Annotated in this window: 17 protein-coding genes; 3 read left to right on the top strand and 14 right to left on the bottom strand. The window is 34.4% G+C overall.

Annotation, left to right across the window (positions count from 1 at the left end):
- Positions 1-3: 3 nt before the first annotated feature.
- The 5 genes from J7604_RS00505 to J7604_RS00485 form a co-directional block, all read right to left on the bottom strand.
- A complete protein-coding gene (locus J7604_RS00505; protein WP_293889787.1) occupies positions 4-846 on the bottom strand; it encodes a protein-glutamate O-methyltransferase CheR in 843 nt (280 codons plus the stop codon).
- Positions 827-4,852: a response regulator gene (locus J7604_RS00500; protein ID WP_293889785.1), complete on the bottom strand. Its 4,026-nt coding sequence runs from the start codon at positions 4,850-4,852 to the stop codon at positions 827-829. The genes J7604_RS00505 and J7604_RS00500 overlap by 20 nt, the downstream gene beginning before the upstream one ends.
- Before the next feature lie 215 nt (positions 4,853-5,067).
- The gene (locus tag J7604_RS00495; protein ID WP_293889783.1) at positions 5,068-5,550 is read right to left on the bottom strand and encodes a DUF2231 domain-containing protein; all 483 of its coding nucleotides are present in this window, start codon (positions 5,548-5,550) and stop codon (positions 5,068-5,070) included.
- A gap of 19 nt (positions 5,551-5,569) precedes the next feature.
- Positions 5,570-7,063 (bottom strand): transporter substrate-binding domain-containing protein, encoded by a 1,494-nt coding sequence (locus tag J7604_RS00490; protein WP_293889781.1) that lies wholly within the window; start codon positions 7,061-7,063, stop codon positions 5,570-5,572.
- A gap of 443 nt (positions 7,064-7,506) precedes the next feature.
- The gene (locus tag J7604_RS00485; protein ID WP_293889779.1) at positions 7,507-8,610 is read right to left on the bottom strand and encodes an AI-2E family transporter; all 1,104 of its coding nucleotides are present in this window, start codon (positions 8,608-8,610) and stop codon (positions 7,507-7,509) included.
- Positions 8,611-8,806: 196 nt separating this feature from the next.
- Between J7604_RS00485 and J7604_RS00480 the strand changes: the two genes are divergently transcribed.
- Entirely contained in the window at positions 8,807-9,187 is a 381-nt protein-coding gene (locus J7604_RS00480) for a lipocalin family protein (protein ID WP_293889777.1), read from the top strand.
- A 102-nt stretch (positions 9,188-9,289) separates the two neighbouring features.
- Here J7604_RS00480 and J7604_RS00475 read toward each other — a convergent pair whose 3' ends face one another.
- Together J7604_RS00475 and J7604_RS00470 are read right to left on the bottom strand one after the other, a co-directional pair.
- On the bottom strand, positions 9,290-9,931 hold the full coding sequence (locus J7604_RS00475) for a bifunctional 2-polyprenyl-6-hydroxyphenol methylase/3-demethylubiquinol 3-O-methyltransferase UbiG (protein WP_293889775.1): 642 nt from the start codon (positions 9,929-9,931) through the stop codon (positions 9,290-9,292).
- A gap of 150 nt (positions 9,932-10,081) precedes the next feature.
- Positions 10,082-10,453 (bottom strand): DoxX family protein, encoded by a 372-nt coding sequence (locus J7604_RS00470; protein ID WP_293889773.1) that lies wholly within the window; start codon positions 10,451-10,453, stop codon positions 10,082-10,084.
- Positions 10,454-10,550: 97 nt separating this feature from the next.
- On the opposite strand from J7604_RS00470, the gene J7604_RS00465 reads away from it, so the two are divergent.
- Both J7604_RS00465 and J7604_RS00460 read left to right on the top strand, forming a co-directional pair.
- Positions 10,551-10,910, top strand: a complete 360-nt coding sequence (locus J7604_RS00465) for a helix-turn-helix domain-containing protein (protein WP_293889771.1) — start codon at positions 10,551-10,553, stop codon at positions 10,908-10,910.
- Between the two features lie 923 nt (positions 10,911-11,833).
- Complete coding sequence (locus J7604_RS00460) at positions 11,834-12,724, top strand: bifunctional 2-polyprenyl-6-hydroxyphenol methylase/3-demethylubiquinol 3-O-methyltransferase UbiG (protein ID WP_293889769.1); 891 nt, start codon at positions 11,834-11,836, stop codon at positions 12,722-12,724.
- Here the strand turns inward: J7604_RS00460 and J7604_RS00455 are convergent, their stop codons facing one another.
- The 7 genes from J7604_RS00455 to J7604_RS00425 form a co-directional block, all read right to left on the bottom strand.
- A complete protein-coding gene (locus tag J7604_RS00455) occupies positions 12,725-13,639 on the bottom strand; it encodes a glycosyltransferase family A protein (protein ID WP_293889767.1) in 915 nt (304 codons plus the stop codon). It lies immediately after the preceding gene.
- Position 13,640: 1 nt separating this feature from the next.
- Positions 13,641-14,198 (bottom strand): hypothetical protein, encoded by a 558-nt coding sequence (locus J7604_RS00450; RefSeq protein ID WP_293889765.1) that lies wholly within the window; start codon positions 14,196-14,198, stop codon positions 13,641-13,643.
- Between the two features lie 15 nt (positions 14,199-14,213).
- Positions 14,214-15,167, bottom strand: coding sequence for a Gfo/Idh/MocA family oxidoreductase (locus tag J7604_RS00445; RefSeq protein WP_293889763.1), 954 nt, complete (start codon positions 15,165-15,167; stop codon positions 14,214-14,216).
- Entirely contained in the window at positions 15,152-16,126 is a 975-nt protein-coding gene (locus J7604_RS00440) for a Gfo/Idh/MocA family oxidoreductase (RefSeq protein ID WP_293889762.1), read from the bottom strand. The genes J7604_RS00445 and J7604_RS00440 overlap by 16 nt, the downstream gene beginning before the upstream one ends.
- A gap of 280 nt (positions 16,127-16,406) precedes the next feature.
- Positions 16,407-16,943: a hypothetical protein gene (locus J7604_RS00435; RefSeq protein WP_293889760.1), complete on the bottom strand. Its 537-nt coding sequence runs from the start codon at positions 16,941-16,943 to the stop codon at positions 16,407-16,409.
- 176 nt (positions 16,944-17,119) lie between these two features.
- A complete protein-coding gene (locus J7604_RS00430) occupies positions 17,120-17,515 on the bottom strand; it encodes a hypothetical protein (protein ID WP_293889758.1) in 396 nt (131 codons plus the stop codon).
- Between the two features lie 390 nt (positions 17,516-17,905).
- Positions 17,906-18,520 carry a hypothetical protein gene (locus tag J7604_RS00425; RefSeq protein WP_293889756.1) on the bottom strand — a complete coding sequence of 205 codons (615 nt, stop codon included), beginning with the start codon at positions 18,518-18,520 and terminating at the stop codon, positions 17,906-17,908.
- Positions 18,521-18,681: the final 161 nt, after the last annotated feature.

Below are 18,681 nucleotides of genomic sequence, written 5' to 3'. Positions count from 1 at the left end.
CTATCAATTTATCCTTCTGTATATCTTTTGCGCTTTGTCTATTTCTTCGAAATGATCTCTGAATATAGAAAACGAAAGCGTTTCTTTATTACCTAAAGCAAGGAACCCAAAAACCGGTAGACTTTTTAAAAACAACTCAATAACTCTCTCCTGAAGATCTCTGTTGAAATATATAAGTACATTGCGGCATACGATGAGATTAAATTCATTGAAAGACTCATCTACAGCGAGGTTGTGAGCAGAAAACATTACATTTTTCTTTAGTCTGCCACGAAATATTGCATTGCCATACATAGCTGTATAATATTCTGAAAAAGACCGCTTACCGCCTGCATGAATATAATTTCCCGTGTACTCCTTCATCATGTCTATAGGATAAATACCATCCATTGCCTTGTCGAGAACACGCTGACTAATGTCAGTTGCATAGATTCTTGATTTTCCATAAAGCCCCTCTTCGTCAAGGAAAATGGCAAGAGAATATAATTCCTCACCGGAAGAACAGCCTGCATCCCATATCTTTATAAAAGGGTAGGTATTTAACAGGGGAAAAACATTTTTTTTAAGACTTGCGAAAAACAAAGGGTCACGGAACATTTCCGTTACATTGACTGTAATCTCATCCAAAAAATATTTGAAAAACGCTTCATCTCTCAGCAATTGATTTTTGAGGAGATCTACTGACTCCATTTCAATGGTATCTATAAACTTCTGAACTCTGCGTTTTATTGAAGCTTTTGCATAACCTGTAAAATCATATCCATACCTTTGTCTAAGTGACACGAACAGATCCTCTAATTGATCATCTTCTAATAATACTATTTTATTATCTTTTCCTTCTTTCATACAACCACACTCGCATAAGAGATAACAATCTTTCAACATCCATTGGTTTGCTCACATAGTCAGAAGCTCCTGCTTTTATGCACTTTTCCTTGTCGCCCTTCATGGCTTTGGCAGTGAGCGCTATAATTGGAATGTCCTTATATTCATCTATTTCCCTGATTCGCCTCATTGCTTCATATCCATCCATTTCAGGCATCATGATATCCATAAGAACCAAATCAATGTCTTTATGTTCAGTTATTTGCTGTAGTGCCTCTCTACCATCACCCGCTGAAATGACTTTCACTCCTTCGGATTCCAGAACATTTATCAAAGCATAGACATTCCTGATGTCATCGTCAGCGATCAATACTTTTTTGTTCCTCAATGCATTATCTGAACTAATAAACTTTCCTTTTAGAGCATTATCTTTTGATCTGCTTCCTTTAACATGATACAAAAACAGATTTATCTCATCGGCAAGTCGTTCTCCTGATTGAGGAGCTTTTATGATGATTGACTCCGTAAACTTTTTTATCCTCCTTTCATCTTCTTCAGAAAAACTTTCTTCAGTATAAATAATAACAGGGGTGTTAAAATTTTTTTCATCTCTTCTGATGATTTGCAATACCTGGAAATCATTATCAGAAAGATGGAACTCCATAATAATGCAATCAAACTTTTTTAATGGTATCAGTTTCTCGGACTCTTCAACTACTTGGGAATGCGCGATTTTCACAGAATCCTGATTAACAACTCTCTTGATTTTCTCTTCCAACTCATTTGCTGCTTCAATAATCAAAATTTGTTTGAGTGCTTTATTGTTATGTCTTTCTATCTCAAAAAATGTCTTTTCAAGGACTTCTTTACCAACAGGCTTTTGTTCAAACCAAACATTGGAAAAGTCTTTAACTAGGCCTGCATCTTTCTCTCCTGAAAGAATATGAACCGGAACATCTTTCAAAATGTCATGCTTCCGAATCTTTTCAAGTACTTCCCATCCGGTTATATCGGGCAAACCAATGTCCAGTATTATAACTCCAGGAGCATTTTCAAATGCCATTTTTATAGCATCATGGCCCGTATGTGCAACAATGGTCCTGTATCCTTTGGATTGCGCAATATCAGATATGACTTTAGAAAAATTGACGTCATCTTCAATAATCAGCAAAACAGATTCATTTCGTTGTATATCTATATTTTCTTGCTGCTCCTTTTCTGAATTTTCTTTTTCTTCTGCATGTGAAACCAAAGGACTTGACTGCTCATAATCATCTGATAACTCAGGCAGATATAGGGTAAAAATACTTCCCTTATCCTTTTCACTTTTAAGATGAATTTCCCCTCCTAATAAAGTTGCCAATTCCTTACTAATAGAAAGTCCCAAGCCAGTGCCTCCGAATTTCCTTGTGGTTGATGAATCTTCCTGCTGGAAGGCATCAAAAATAAGTTTCTGCTTTTTTTCAGAAATACCAATACCACTATCAGTTACTGAAAATGCTATAACTCTTTTTGAGGTTTTTAAGGTATCATTTTGAAATGTTACTTGATCATCAGTATAATAAACTGATACAGAAATTTGGCCCCCGGATGGCGTAAATTTGAATGCATTGGAAAGAAGGTTTTTTAAAATTTGCTGCACTCTGAATTTATCAGTATAAATTTTCTCAGGCAGACCGGGTTTTATGGACGTTTTAAATTCAATATTTCTTTCCTTTGCAATATGGATGAACTGGTCTTTCATTAACAAATCATCCAAAGGTGTACTGACTATTTCTGTATTAATTCTTCCGGCCTCTATTTTTGAAAGATCAAGTACATCATTAATAAGCTTTAATAGATCTGCACCAGAATGATTTATAATTTTAACATAGTCTTTATGCTTATCTTCAATGCCATCTTTGCTGTCTAATAATAGTTTTGATAGAATCAATATGCTGTTCAAAGGTGTTCTTAGCTCATGAGACATATTTGCAAGAAACTCTGATTTATAACGGGATGTAACCTCGAGTTGAAGCAAATTATTTTCAATTGATTTTCTAGCCTCCTCCAACTGGCTATTCTTTACCCTCAGCTCTTGATACTGCTCTTCTAGCTGACTAGCCTTTTCTTCTAGCTCCACGTTTTTCTCCTGCAGCTCTTCCTGACTGGACTTTAGTTCTTCTTCGGATGCCTGTAGCTTATTTTTCTGTAAAAGCAATTCTTCATAAACCTCCTTCAGTGTTTCTTGCTGAGCAGATAATATTTCTGCCTGGCTCTGAGATTCGGAGAGTAATTCGTTTGTTCGCTCAACCGCTCTCAGACCTAGAAGTACCATTGAAATCTTTTCGCATTCGGCCATAAAGAAATCTATGTTTTCCCTTGATATCTCTTCAATAGAAGCAAGTTCAAAAACCCCTATTTTAAACTCTTCAAACACCAGCGGCACCCAGATAATATTGGATGGTAGTCCTTTTATAAGCCCTGAATAAATCTTGAAATAAGATTCCGGTATATCTTTTAACTTTACCACCCTTTCATACTTCAGTGCGAGACCCGGCCTTGAATCTTCAAAAGAAAATTCTTTATCGCTTACTTTATCAATATCGATACCCCATGCAGCCTTAACGTTAAGCACCTCAGATTCAGACAAAAGGTATATCAGACCAACTTGTACATTTAATTTTTCAGAAATAAAATCTATAATCTTTTTGAGCAGCAAATCAATACTTCTTTGGCCGCGCATCAGGTCATTAAGCTCCCTGTCAAAGTCGAGTTCCCAGGTTCTCCTTTTTTCTCTTATAGAAAAATTGCGGAGGTTATTGTTCATTTTTTTTAATGAGTTACCAAGAAGATCATGTTCACTCTTTACCTCAATGTTAACATCATAATTGCCCTTACCGATTTCAGAAGCAACATTTGCCTGACGCTTCATTGTTTCACTCATTAATGTAAAAGATTTGGCAAGGGCTCCGATCTCATCATTAGATTTTATCTTAAGTACAACATTGGTATCACCATTTGAGATTTGCTCTGATGCATCTTTTAATTTTATAACAGACATGGAAATGTTTCTTATAAAATAAATCGCAAGAAATACAGAAATTAAAACCAATAGCGTGATAGAAGCTGTGAAGACTATCATTTTCCTTCGTCCTACATGAAGAAGGTCATCCATCTCCTTTTTAAGGAGGTTTATATCATACATGGCAACACTATTCAGCTGCCCCATACAAATTGTTGTTTTTGTCAACCATGCTTCAGGAGTCTGGACGACATTTTCGATATCTGCTCGTTCATATATCAAAGCGATTGTACTCAGAACTTCCTTAAACGCTTTGTCCTTAATAACCTGAGAATAGTAATTATAGACATCTGTGGATGATTCCGTTAAAAAGTCCTGAATATCTCTTTCATAGGAGGCTTTTCGAATACAGAAAGCTCCGTAGTCTTTAATTGAAAAATTTCCTGTGGTGATTCCTCGCATCACTAGCGTCCGCAATTGGCCTAATGATTCTTTTGCATTAAGAAGATAAAGAAATGTATAAACTTCATTTTGAAGAGCCGGCTCTTTGATAACAAAGGCTGTATGCTCAATATCATCAAGCAAATGGTAAATAATATCACTATACAGGATATTGTCGGATAAAGAGTCTATTTTCAGATGATCTATTTCGTTTCTATACTCTCCAATCCGTTGAGTCAGGTAAAAACCATGTGAAATCTCTTCGTCAGACTCATTCAGGAAACGTTTAAAAATAACGACTTCCTTGTCCGTCCCCTTTCTGGCAATTATAAGCTCCCTTTCAAATTGCTTTCCCTCATTGCCCAGGAATGCTTGACTAAGTATCCTTTCATTCTGAATAGCATTTATAAGGTTGGATGTAAGTTCCGTCTTTTTGATTTTATCAAAAATAGATACTAGCCTTTTTTGATCATTAACTTGGTTTATTAAATTGATTGTACTGAAGTAAAGCAGAGGGAAGAGCAAGACTCCTATAAGCAAAAGGAGCTTATTTCTAATACTCAAGCTTTTTAGTATTTTCATAAAAAAATCCCTGATTATTGCTAACCCGGGAAATTCATTCTTGTTCAATAAATAAAACAGCTCCATGGAAATTTAGCAAGACTTAAAAAAGACCTTCTTTTAAAGCCTGCCACGAAAGCCGTCAACTAATCAAAAATTAAAAGAAGTACATATTATCATTTCAACGATTTCAGTAGAGACGCCATGCATGGCGTCTCTACATGCTACATTGTTTTTCAATAATTAATGTTCGCTTCTTGTTTTATTTTCTCGGCAGCTTTAGCTTTTGCCATTTCCATAGGCTTCACACCAACTCCCTCCCGATAAACAAGCTTACTTCCCAATACGGCCTGATAAATAACTGAAACTCCTCCTATAGTAAGAAATACGACCCAAGAAGAGTATTCAACTGTTTTCATCACCCTCTTTCTTAATACCAGCCATGAAGTAAGAAGAAGGAACAGTATAGTAATAATGTAAGAATTTTTCTTATGTACAGTCATTAGCTCATCTACAGGTAAAGAACCAATGATTCTTTCCTCATCACTATAACCACTTAAAATCGCAAGAAACAGGAAGAATAAAGAAACTACACATTGCCATAAAACAATCTCTTTAAACAAACCTCTTCTGTAAAATATACCAACCAACCCCATAAAGCTCGCTGTAATGAGCAATGCCAGAGGGAAATGAACTACAAATGGATGAACATGTTCCATACTTTATAAAAATCATACTTTAAATAATCTCGTCAGGTATTAATTGCTTGTAATATTGAAACTTGCTTATAATATTGCTCACATAGTTAAATGTCTCAGAGCCTCTGCAGTATCCGAATTTGACAACCGGATCTGAGTAGTACTTCACCTGGGCCTTTTGTAGCAAGAAGTAAGCTACGTTATCATCCCATACCAATGGATCCTTTTCATATTTTATTGCCAGACGCTGGGCGTCAGCAACATGCTCCTGACCGGCATTATAGGAAGCCAGCACAAACTTGAGCCGTTCATCCTGATCAGGTACCTTTTCTTTCCAGTACTTATCCAACCATTTAAGATATTTGATGCCTGCTTTCATATTTTCATATGGATCTTCTGGGTTTTCCAAACCGAAGAGTGCTCCTGTAGATGGCATCAACTGCATCAGTCCGCAAGCTCCTGCCCAAGACTTTGCAAGTGGATTAAACTTAGACTCATGATATACCAGAGCTGCCAAAAGCCTCCAGTCCCATCCGATCTCCTTTGCCGATTTTTTTATAAGACAATCGTATTGTGACAAATTTTTCCCTTTGCCTCTAGCGCATTGGACATGGCCTTGTTGGCCCGATCGGAAATACTTGTTGTAGGTCTTCGTAAATGTTTTTCCTTCTACATACTTAGTCATCCAACTATTAATTTCCATTAACAAATCGGGAGTGTTTTCTCCCACTGCCCAGGAAATTTTCTGAGGATAACTTATAGCCAATTGAATATCAAGGTTTGGATAATACGCTCGGGTAAGGCGAGCAATATTTTCTTCCGCAACTGTATAATCAATTTTTCCTCTGGCAACCTGCAATATCAAATCTTCCTCTCCGACGAGTTTAGTTCTTTCTTGAATATGAATGTCTTCACCAATTTCTTCTTCAAGATGTTCCAATCTCGTCCTAAAAGGAGACCCTTTGGGGATGTGAACTGTTTTACCAGCCAGATCTGAAGGGGCCTTCAGAAGAGAAGATGAACTTCTCTGCACAATTACCTGCCTCATGTGGTTATAGGGTACGGTATAACTAACGTCATCATCCCTCTCCCTGCTTGGCACCAAATGATATGCAATAAGGTCAGCTTCTCCTCTTTTAAGCATATCATACATAGACTCCACACTTTCAGCAACTACAATTTCAAGTTTAATGTTGAGATGTTTTGCTAAAGCTTGTAACATTTCATATTCGAATCCGCCAGGAGCTCCATTGTTATTTATATGGTAGCTAGTTCTGCCCAGTCCTGTTATGGCTTTCAGAACACCCCTTTGACGAATTTTATGAAGGTCAGTAGATGAATGGGAAGTATTGTTATTGACAAACTTTATTAGGTGTTGAAATTGTTTATCCGAATGATCTTCTTTCACTACTCCTATGTTTCCCTCACACCTTTCTTCTGACTCCTGCTCTGCAAAACTGCAGGAAAGGCACATAACCGAAATAATAAAATATAAAAAGACAAAGTCTTTTTGTTGTTGTAGGATTCTTCTCATAAGTAAAGGCTTTTAGATTCAAACTCTGAGAGAAGCTGTACTTGAAGAACTGTAAAGAATTAAAAATTGTTAAGGTCATCTAACATGCTCACTGAAATACAGGAGCTTATAATTGCTTTTTTAATAGAAAAATTTCCTGTGTAACCTTTTGAAGAAAAATTATAATTAATCCACTGCCCTTAATACATCTTTGTAGAATTAAGAATTAATTCTCCTTAATCATAAGGAAAGCTAAGGAGGAATGTAATAATAAGATAGGGAGCAACAGTTTGAGAAAGAGCAACAAAGTTTCCGATAAGACCTTGCTGTTGCGCACACTGTTGCTATTTTCTTTATTTAAGAATTATTTATAAAATGATTAAGTTGGAGTTTATGTCTTCAGGAGAAAGGTTAGGGATGAAGTCCATTTACTTTGGATAAGCGAGAGCTAAATATACTTACTTCTACTTCTTTTTAAACGGCCAGACTCTTTTGTAGAAAGGTTCTTTGTCTTCATCCTTATCAGTTGGAGGTTCTCCAAGGATAAATCCATAAGGCTTAAGCGGGTCAATGGCATCAAAGATAACTTTTAGAATAGCAGTGAAGGGGACAAAGAGAATCATTCCCAAAGGACCCCAGATTGCACCGCCAATCAATAGAGCAAGTATGGAAGCAAAAGGATTCAAACTTACTTTACCTCCGACTATGTTTGGTGTTATAAAATTTGATTCAAGCAATTGAACAACCCACAAGGCTGCACCGGCACCAACGCATTGAATCAATGAACCTCCTTTGAGGGCGGTGTATACGATAGGAAGAGTAGAGCCTAAAAACACTCCGATATAGGGTATTATATTCAGCATACCTGCAAACAATCCGAAGAATATTGCATATTCCACTCCTACTATATAGAGGCCTATTACGTTCAGAATTGAAATTATTGAAATGACAATAAGCAATCCGGAAAGATATGATTGAGCTACCATTTCTATTTTTTCAATTGTCTTTAACACATCTCCATGACTTTCTTCCTTAAATAAGAGAAGTAAAAAATCCTTGAAAAAAGCCCTGTAGTAAAGCATGAAAAATATAAATACCGGAACAAGACCTACTGCTGTAAATATCCCGGTAGTAACAGAAAGAGTTGTCGAAAATATCGCTGTACTTTGATGAAGTAAATTAATTAGCTCTTCTTTCAGATAAGTTATGGTCTGCCCTCTTTTTACGCCTAAGTACTTTTCAAAGAAAGGATTCCCTTGCTCTACAAGTTTGGTGAGCCTTTGAGTAATATCAGGAAGTGATTCCATCAAATCTACCAATTGGGAATACACGAAAATGCCAACTAGGCCCAGGACAATAATAATCAGGACGAGGCCTATAAGAATTGCATAAGTAGAAGGTATTTTTCGCTCAAGTCTGCGGACCAGAGGGAGCAATAAAAGAGAAATAAGTCCGGCAAGAGCCAGTAATATTAAAATGTTCTGTGCCTCTATTAGGACATAAACCAATAGGATTAGTCCAAGAAGAATTGTTGTAAACTTAAAATATATTGGAAAACGAACTTCCATTGGAAACTGAAAAGTTATAAGTAAAACTCCATAAAGCAATCTGGGCATAGAAAAGTTTAGTTGTACTTAACAGGCAGTTACAACGATGGCTTTTCCCGTTTAAAAAGCTTTATTACATTTGCATAAAAATTTCTGTAGATTTAAACAGAATTTTTATTGATCTGCAAATTAACATCTTATTGACTAAAAAATCATCATGAAAACCTCGCTTTTAAAAAGATTCGCTGCTCTGATCGTTCTTATAATACTTGTAACGGCTTGTGCTAAAGAAAAAAAGGAAATGATTGCCAAAGAATGGAAGGCAACAGAATTGGTCCTTGGAGGAACGACAGTTTCACCAGATGCGATTGGAGGCGTTTATTATTCGTTTACCAATGATGGCAAATTTGAATATACTGAAGCGGGCCAAACTCAGGATGGAACCTGGGAAGTAAATGACAATACAATTACTTTACACTACAGCGAAGGTGGCAAAACTGTTGAAAAACAAATCAAAGATATCAGCGAAGAGAAGCTTTCTTTTGAAGGTGAAGAGCATGGCATGATGAGAGCTGTGACACTTGTACCGAAAAAGTAATAAGTTCGAAGTATTAAGTTTTAAGCACAAATCTTAAAGTTGAAAGTTAAGAAGAGGCTGACCATAATATGGACAGCCTTTTTTAATGGCTTATTATAAATATTAAAGGCTTCTGACTTTTCTGCATTTAATTAAATAGAACGGATAGTTCTCATCAATTTCTGTGATTTCGAACAGCCCTGCCCCGCTAAACTCTGAGGCGATAGACTCTCTGTCATAAAAATACATTTTAACCCCGCCAAACATTTCATACCGATCTTTGCTGATTAATTGTCCCTGACCATAGGTAGATGCTTCTTTGGTAATGGTTGTAAAAATCATGTAGCCATTTTCCGCCAGTTGATTGTAGCATTCACTGATTAACTTCTCTCTTTCATATCTATCCAATAAATGGATTAGGGCATAGCAAAAAATTCCATCATACTGACAGTTATCAAAGGGCATATTAGTTACAGAGCCATGATAGATTTTCATCTCATTGCCGTAATGTTTCTCTGCCATTGCTATAGCCGTTTTTGATATTTCAATCCCAGTTACATTTATTCCGTTTTCTCTGAAAACCTGTGCATTTCTTCCATATCCAATCCCAGGAATTAGGATGTTTTTTACTGCATTCTTAACAAAAAAATCCTTTGTTAATATTGCAGCATTTGCTGGCTCAAAGCCCCACATCTCCTGCTTTTCAATAAAGTTAATTTCCCAGAACTCTGGTTTTTCATTTTCCATTTCTGATTTGTGGCACATTAGTGCTATGTTAAAGTAATTCCTATGGTTTATAGATGCACGTGTCCTTGTCGTTAAATTAAGGAAATAAACCTAATTAATCTTTTCTAACAAAAGGTTGATCATATCCTGAATCTAACGACAATGAAGATGTGCAAGCATACATCTTTTTTAAAACTGAATTTTGAAATTATTGTCTAAGGCAAGCATGACAATCGTAAGTATGCACACTATCAATGAATTATAATAGTGCTGATATTCCTGATGCGCCATATGTGCTGTGAATGCGCCAACCGAAAAAGGGACCAGCAATAAAATTCCTAGATTTCTAAACTGAGGTTTAATCAATCCTACCACAATTAAGATAACTCCTATCAGTTCACCAATTCCAATGAGAATAGTCCAGATTTTATTAAACCCAAGAGATAGCATACTGTCCATCATTGATTTTTTTTGAAATACCTTGAAAAGAGATGCATATCCAAACACATAGAGATAATAAGCATAACTTGTCCAGTAAAATACTACTTTGATCGTTTCCATTTTTAGTTCTTTTTAAATCTTACTTTGCAAATATTTTGATTTATTTAGAGTGAAGAAAGTACATACTAAATTGTATGGTACTAACAAAAAAGTGAGTATGAAATCAAGAAAGGAACATTCTACCAATAGCATCAATGAGAAATACTGGAAAGAGCATTGTGGTATTACCCAGATTTTATCTTTAATCGGTGGAAGATGGAAAATCAATATCCTTGTTTATCTCCTGAATGAAAAAAAACTCCGCTACAATGAATTGAAAAAAAGGCTGGTTGGTGTTTCTGAAAGGATGCTTATTGCAAAGTTAAAAGAACTTGAAAGCGATGGATTGATCAATCGTATTGTTTATCAGGAAGTCCCTCCAAAAGTAGAATATGAACTGACAGAACGAGGTAAGTCTCTTGAAGATATCCTAAATAGAATGGAAAAATGGGGAGAGGCTAATCTTCCGGTAAAGTGATTTATTGAACGGAGAACAATTGAAGGTTCTGACGCTTCTTATGCATGAGGAAAATTTTTTACCATCTCTAAACCAGATTGTAACAGAAGAAATAGAATTAAAAAATGGTAAAATTAACAGGAAATTGTTTCCGAATAATTCTAAATTATTGATCTGCAATACAACACTTTGATTTTTCAAGACTGTTTTTTACGAAGAGCCAGATAACCATATGTTATAATAGTGAATAAACAATTGGTTGTCGCTTTATAGTCTTATGGCATTCAATTGAGGATTATTAAAAGAAAAGTTGAAGGATCTAATTATAGGGGAAATTAGTAGATAAAGATTTTGCATTTTTCTTAACTAAAAGGGAAAAATCTTTATGAGAAAATTTTTACCGCTGATTGTAATTTTATTAAATTTTTAATTTGTTAAATCTCAGAATAAGTTAGTTGCTTATTATCCATTCACTTCTAATATTCAAGATGCTTCAGGAAATGATAATAATGGAACGTCTTTCGGAGCCACTTTAACCACCGACAGATGTGGTAAAGAAAACAGCGCCTATCATTTTGATGGATCTTCTTATATTTCTCTACCTACTAAAGATTTGATCAATTCGAATTATAGCTATGCAATGTGGGTGTATTTTGATAATGTCAATTCGATAATGACATTTTTTAGAAACAATTACTATTAAAGAACAATTTATTGCCTGTTAAATCATAAACTTGTGTAAGAATGCTTGTTTTTAAATTTTTCATGTTAATATCTTTTTATTCTTATTTATCACATGCTATTTCAAAGCATAGAAAAGCCGTTAACTATATTATCTCTAAAGCTCTGTAGATAAGCACTATACTTGCTAAAAACTATTTTCTCAATAGTATATATTTTTTAATATTTTTACCGCCTGGATTGATCATAAATCATCTCTTATAATGACAAAATTAAATTGCCCGGTTTGCCAATCTGAAACTTTCATTTTGTATAAAAACCAAAAGGATATCAATTTTAAAGCCGTAGAGGGAAGTTACAACTGGTATCAATGCAAAGGATGTAATTCTTTGTCCATCTTACCGCAGGTTGATAATAATGAATTAGCACGCTATTATGGTGATTCTTATACGCCATTCACTAATAAATTCAGCACAGTTGATTTAAATGATAAGAACAACGCTATAAGCATAAGAATTAAACTATTACAATCATATTTTCCGGATGGTAAATTCAGGTTTATAGATGTTGGCTGTGGAAATGGACAAATGCTATTAATACTAAGACAATACTTTCCTCAAAGCGAGCTATACGGAATTGATTTTAATATCAAATTTGCAGAACAGAATCTTAAAAATTTAAATATACATTTAATAGAAGGCGATTATGGAGCGGTTCCTGAAGGATTAAGATTTGATGTATTCTCTTCCTCTCAGTTCATTGAACATATTCAAGATCCACAGGCTTATGTTGACTTGATAAAAAATGCTTCTAAGGAGATCTGCTATTCTATTAATGACTTCCCCAATATATACTCCAGTTCATTTAAATTATTCGGAAGAAAATGGGTGCATCTGGATACACCGAGGCATAGAATTCTATATTCTAAAAAAGGTATTGATATTTTATTTAATGGTTTTGAAACGGTTCAAAGATTACCTTTGGGTTTCTCTGGAGCGTTCCTCTCCTCTCTTATTTTAGTTTTTAACGCAAACATTCAAAAAATACTTCAAAAGAAACTTCTAAGAAAGTTATACTTTGTCCTTTCTAAAACCCTGGATAAGGTGTTACCTAAAAATGACAAAGTATTATATATTCATAAGTTAAAAAAATAACTATTTTAAAATTCTTTTGATAATTCCCTTATACACTGCTGCAAATATGCCTTTCGTTGTATTTAAATAAAAGTTAAAGCTTCCGTATCTTTTTATAAGGTTTTCTTTTAATGCTTTTCTTTCACTGGTCTTGTAATACAACCAATCATAAACAAAAGCCATATATGCTTTTGAATCAATTTCACGCTTCACTTCATGATATACATCTGTCCCTTTTTGAAACGATCTGTATTTATCCAGGATATAATAATGATCGGCATAATATTTCCACTTGGCTCTTGACTTCACTTTAACATCTCGGATTACTCCTTGAGAAGGAGCAATAAAAGTATCAAAGCCATCCAACGCTATTCGCATATATAAATCAATTTCGGGTGCATATATGAAATCTTTATCATTGTAATAATAAGGATTTCCTTGCTTATTTAACCTTAAGAATATAGCTTCAGATGGAGGGGGAACTTCTTTGAGTGTATAGAGGTATTCAAAATAATCCTGGCTTTTAAATAGTCCTTGTTTTTTGCGCGCTCCATTTTGATTACCTGTTGCAAAAATCCCAATTTTAGGAGCCTCCACTAATGTTTTATAAACTTTTTCTAGGTGGTCTGGCAAGAATTGATCGTCTCCTTCCAACATTGCAATGTATTTCCCACTAGCAAGTTTAACTGGTTCATTCCAGTCTTCAACGGTTTGGGGCTCATAATCCCTTTGTACAAACTGATATGTAAATGGATGCTTTTTAAAAAAATCAGAGTTAAAAAAATGCTGGATCTTTTCAACTGTATTATCTGTACTGGAGCAATCTACTATTATCACTTCAAAATCCTTAAACTCCTGAAGGGATAAAGATTTAAGCGTAGTTTCAATCGTTTCACTCCTGTCAAAGCTGGAAATACATACACTAAAAAAAGGCATATCAATCAATATAAGATTCTAACTCTTTGAATGACTCAAAAACAATAATGTTTTCCAACTCCGCTTTACCTACTTTTCTGCTTTTTTCATACAAAAAAGTAGTAATTCCATTACGCGCAAAAAAGTCGGCATATTCTATCTCGTCCTCAATATGATACGATACACCTTCAACTTCTTTCAAAAACGCGTCTGTTCTTTCCTTGTAAATTAATGATGAAAAGGGAACGTCATTTTTCTTTAACCAATTATATGTCAAATCATATAATCCCGGATATTTCGGACTTTTCAAAGGTCTTGATGTAGCTATAATTATCTCATAACCTTTGTTGGTTAAATGATCGCAGAAAGATCTGGCTTCATCTGAAACTTCAAGATTTGCTTTGTACTCTGAGGTCCTATACAAACTTTTAAGTCGTTCATATTCCTGTTCGCCCAAAGAATTCCTTGCGTCCTCTTTTGCCTGGAAATTTGCTCCAATGGCCAGATTAATGAATCTTACCCAACAATGGGGATAATCATTAAAAATTCCATCGATATCTATAGATATTTTCTTAACCATTTTATTAACTAATTACTATCTCCCGGCAATCTTTTCATACAACTTAACATTCTCTACCTGCTCTTCAATTGTACAAAATCTATCCAATTGGCCAGACAAGAAGTTTTCTACTTGCTTATAAATTCCGGGTTTAAATTTTTTATCAATTTCATCATCAATAGATACTGGATTTACCTGAACAGAATCTATTTCCTGAATCTGTAAACTTTCCATGGGTTTAAAATAAAGACGATGCTTTTTAGTCAATACCTCTACAACCCATCTGCCAGGCGCCGTCCAATTAGCCTGATAAGAAAATAAGGCTCCCATTTCACTTATCCCTGCACCTGAAAATATTGCCTTGTCGTGCCACTCCAAACTTCCGCCTGAATATGTTGACATCTCTTTAGGCTTGCCACCAAGAAAAAAAGCCAGGTCTATTACGTGTGTAGAATTCGCTAATAGCCAGTTTTCTTTTACTCCCGGAGCCTTCTCTATATTCTTGATTTTATTACTCCACTCTGTAAATTCAAAATTAAAAGATGCAACGCCTCCGTCTTCCTTTATAATTTCAATTGCCTTTTCAACAGAAGAATAAAACCTTCTATTGTAGGCAACTAAAACCTTCGCTGTCTTCTCCTTTGCTTTAACAGCAACCTTCTGTATTTCTTCAAAATTTAATCCGGCAGGCTTTTCAACTAATATGTTCTTTATACCCATTTCCAACAACGCAATGGTGATATCTGCCAGTTTCTCAACCCCAACAGAAACAATGGCGAATTCAAAGCCTTGTTTATTGTTGTTTACAAATTTTTCAAGACCACCAACATGTACTTTCTTCTTTGTCGACTCTTCAAACTTCATTGAAGATTCAGCTCCCCGACCAATGACTTCAAAAGAACAATCCAAATGCATCAATACCTTTGCATATTCCACCGCCATAGGTCCGGCACCAACCAATAATATATCTTTATTTATGTAATTAGACATTCTGTCGTTTTTTTACCTTGTGTTCTTTCTATAAATGATAAAATATTTTTCAAAAAAGAATGGTGCAAATACGCTGACTCCTCGTATGCAGTAAGTCCGCAAGTCCCTGTCGCAACCAACTCTTCAACCACAAGATTTGTCAATTGACTTTGAAACTTTATAGTAAATTTCTTTTGCTCCCATGCCCAACCATTAGAAACAGAAGAGTAAAAATAAGTTCCGGAACCTTCTTCAATAAGTATTCTGAAATTCTCATTAAACATTGAAATAACCAAAGGGCTATTTCCTGATGGATAAGAAGTAATTAGAAACTTGCTTCCATTGTTTGTTCCTGTAATTGTACCGGAAAATTCAACATAGCCAGCCCTTTTACTTGGTATTACTTCTTCGTCAAGCCAATCATTATTTAATCTTAATTCCTTTGTCTCAGTAAAAAAGCAAAATAGGTCTAGCAAATGTATCCCATTACAACCCAAGCCCCAATTAGATCCTACGGCATTAAAAATAAAATTCTTCTGATCCTTCAATAGATCTTTAATTTCAATATAATCCGGATATAATCTTCTCGGACAGTTTACAAATGCTTTAATCTGCTTCTCATTTATAAGATTTTGAATCACCTCATAATCTCTGATATCCGAAAACAAGAATTTTTCCAAAAGCAGATATTTAATGCTTCTACCCTGGACCAGCTCTTCTATTGCCGTTCTTCTCACTTTTGAACTGGTGGCAACAATCGCAACATTAACATCATTCACAACCTCATTGAAATTACTTATAAATTCAATTGAGATGTTATTCTTATCCTTGGCTATTTCGTAGAAACGATCTCTAGCTATCCGCAAGGAGTCTTCTGAAGGATCAAGTACTTGTATCCTTATATTGTCTTCTTTAAGCAATGCCAATCCCTGCAAATGCCTGCTTCCTATCTGACCAGCACCAACTAACACTATATTCATAATGAACCGAATTTTTCACTAACAAAAACTCTCAAAAATTCCAATCAGGGTAGAGCTTCTGACCTCTACAATCAGGGGTCTCCACCAACAAATATATAATAATGTTACATAACTTATGATTTTTTTGAGGCAAGTTCTCCAAAGGCTAGTTGTTTACCCATTTAACTCCATTTTTTCGCAATTAAAATGTAGATATTCAGTAGGTTATTGTTTCTTGACAAGGAAAAATCCGGTACTTAAAGCAATCGATATCATTATGCAAGTATTGCTTTATGTTATATTATTCCCCTTCTATAAGTCCAATGATAATTATAAACCAAAGAATCGCTCCAATTACTATTAAAGCAATTTGTCTTCCATTAAACGAATCTTGCTCCTTAACTTGAAAGTCATTAGAATTTAGTTTTGCAAAATTAAATGCGGTAAAAGCTGGTATTAAGAATAGAAAGCTTAAAATCGAAATAACCCAGAATGGATCTGGTAAACTTGAAAGTAAATTGATTACAATAAAGCCAGTTGCAAGGCCTGCTGAAGAATAATTTTCACTGTAGCCCTTTTCTTTGGCGAAGGAAAGTATTTTTCCCAATAAAGAATTAATAAAAAAAATACTAAAAATAGCCCTTGCTACAGGATTTATATCGGATTTATCCTTTTGCTGATAAAACCGCCAGGCTTTATACATCCACCAAATCTCATAAGCTCCCAAGCTTATAACAGACAAAAATATGAACCTCCAAAGACTAATTATTTTTTGTTCTTCAATATCGTTGTCAATTATGGTCCCCTCCTGATTTAAAATAGTCGTTTGATTTTCCATTATTAGTGTAAATTTTATTTTGTTTATACCGTTTAGCAGTTTTACGAAGGTTGGAAACTAAGGATTATGGTCTATTAACTTTGATTCATATTATTGCTCTGTTGTATCTGAAAGTCAAATAGCTCCATTATTTGCATCTTTATGACACATGGAGACAAACTAAAGCTTCCTAATTTTTAGAATATTACTTTAAGCCAAACATCAGATATTAGGATTTTATTTTTCCGGAAAGTATATACATCCTTTAGCTTTTTCCACTTGGCGTTATCCAAAATTACTAATCCCATTGAATCATATAACCTTTCTTCATTATTTAAAGCAACAGGTATGTACAAATCATCAACATTATCACTAAACTTAATCCAAATATCTAATCTAATAGACTCTTTATCCTTGGGTTTAAGTTTCTTAGAAACTGGAGTTACGAAGAAAGCATTCTTTGAATTAGGATCTTCTTTAATGCTTGCATGGTTTCCTGCTTCTCGTAATGTATATTTAATTTTACCTAACCTTGAATCTTCCTCTAAAGCCAAAATCTTTACAAAAATTCCATTAGAACTATCCGCTTTCATCGACGAAATCGAGTACCTTGAATCAGGCCATCTCTGTACATTAAGAATTATTTTATTCTTAATCTTGATAGAATCTTGGGAATATGAAGGATTAAAAAAGGAAATAAAAATAATAAAAGAGGATAATACTTTCATTCAAAATTTATACTTGGAATTTTTAAATATATGTTTGACTAGCTGAAGATATAAAGCATTTACCTCAATGAGCGATTATAATTGGCTAATTTAAGGTGCAGATTTATAGGTCATTGATTCAATGCATGTCTCCCCGCTAAATTAAATCAGCCCCTTTAAATAAATATAAACAAAAAGCTCAGTGTTTAAAGCAGCACACTTAGAAATTTCCACATCATCCTGCAATTGTTAGACTCTGGTGTTTTATCCAATAAACTATCTGAATATTAAATTCCAAGAATCAACACTATCTATATACCATTGATTTTTTATTTTTATTAATCCGACCTTGTTTTCTCCATAAAAAAACTTGTTACTATCCTTATCATTTATATCATAGTAGTCAACTGTGACAAGGGCCTTCTCCGTATTTATATATTGAATTTCTTTAATTCTTATCCCTCCAATTGGCTCCTGTCCACCTATCCACCTGTAATAATTCCCGAAGTCACATTGAGCACGTTCGAATTCATCTAAGTCATTAAATTTTATTTCGAAATCAGAATACTTTACAAACTTTAAATTTTCTTTACACGCTTGATAACTTTTTATCTCTTTAATTATTAATGAATCCGAGATATAATATTTCTTAAGATTCTTAATATAATTAGAATAATCAATGGTGGTCATTCCTGATTCGTTCGCAATAAACCTTGGCATGTATTCATTGTGCTTCTCATTGTTGATTGCATTTAAATACCATGTATAAAAATCAGAAACGATACGAGATATCTTTAATGAGTCTGTGTTTTGTTCATCAGAGGCTCTCAATGGATCTGAGAGTATAAAAATGAAAAATAAAATAAAGAGTAATTTGACGGATGATTTCATGGTTTCTTTCATTAACAGTTATTCATGTAATAGCAACGAGCTAAATTTATTAGGAATCCTCCTTATTGGACCAAATGCAAATCAATAATATTATACCCAGTAATATTCTCCTTACTTTCATTTTCACAGTCTCGTGGCTAGTTTTTATAAACAATAAAGTA

The organism is Sporocytophaga sp. (assembly GCF_017745095.1).
GTDB lineage: Bacteria > Bacteroidota > Bacteroidia > Cytophagales > Cytophagaceae > Sporocytophaga.
Note: the sequence above shows the minus strand (reverse complement) of the source record. Positions and strands in the feature narration are given on the sequence as shown.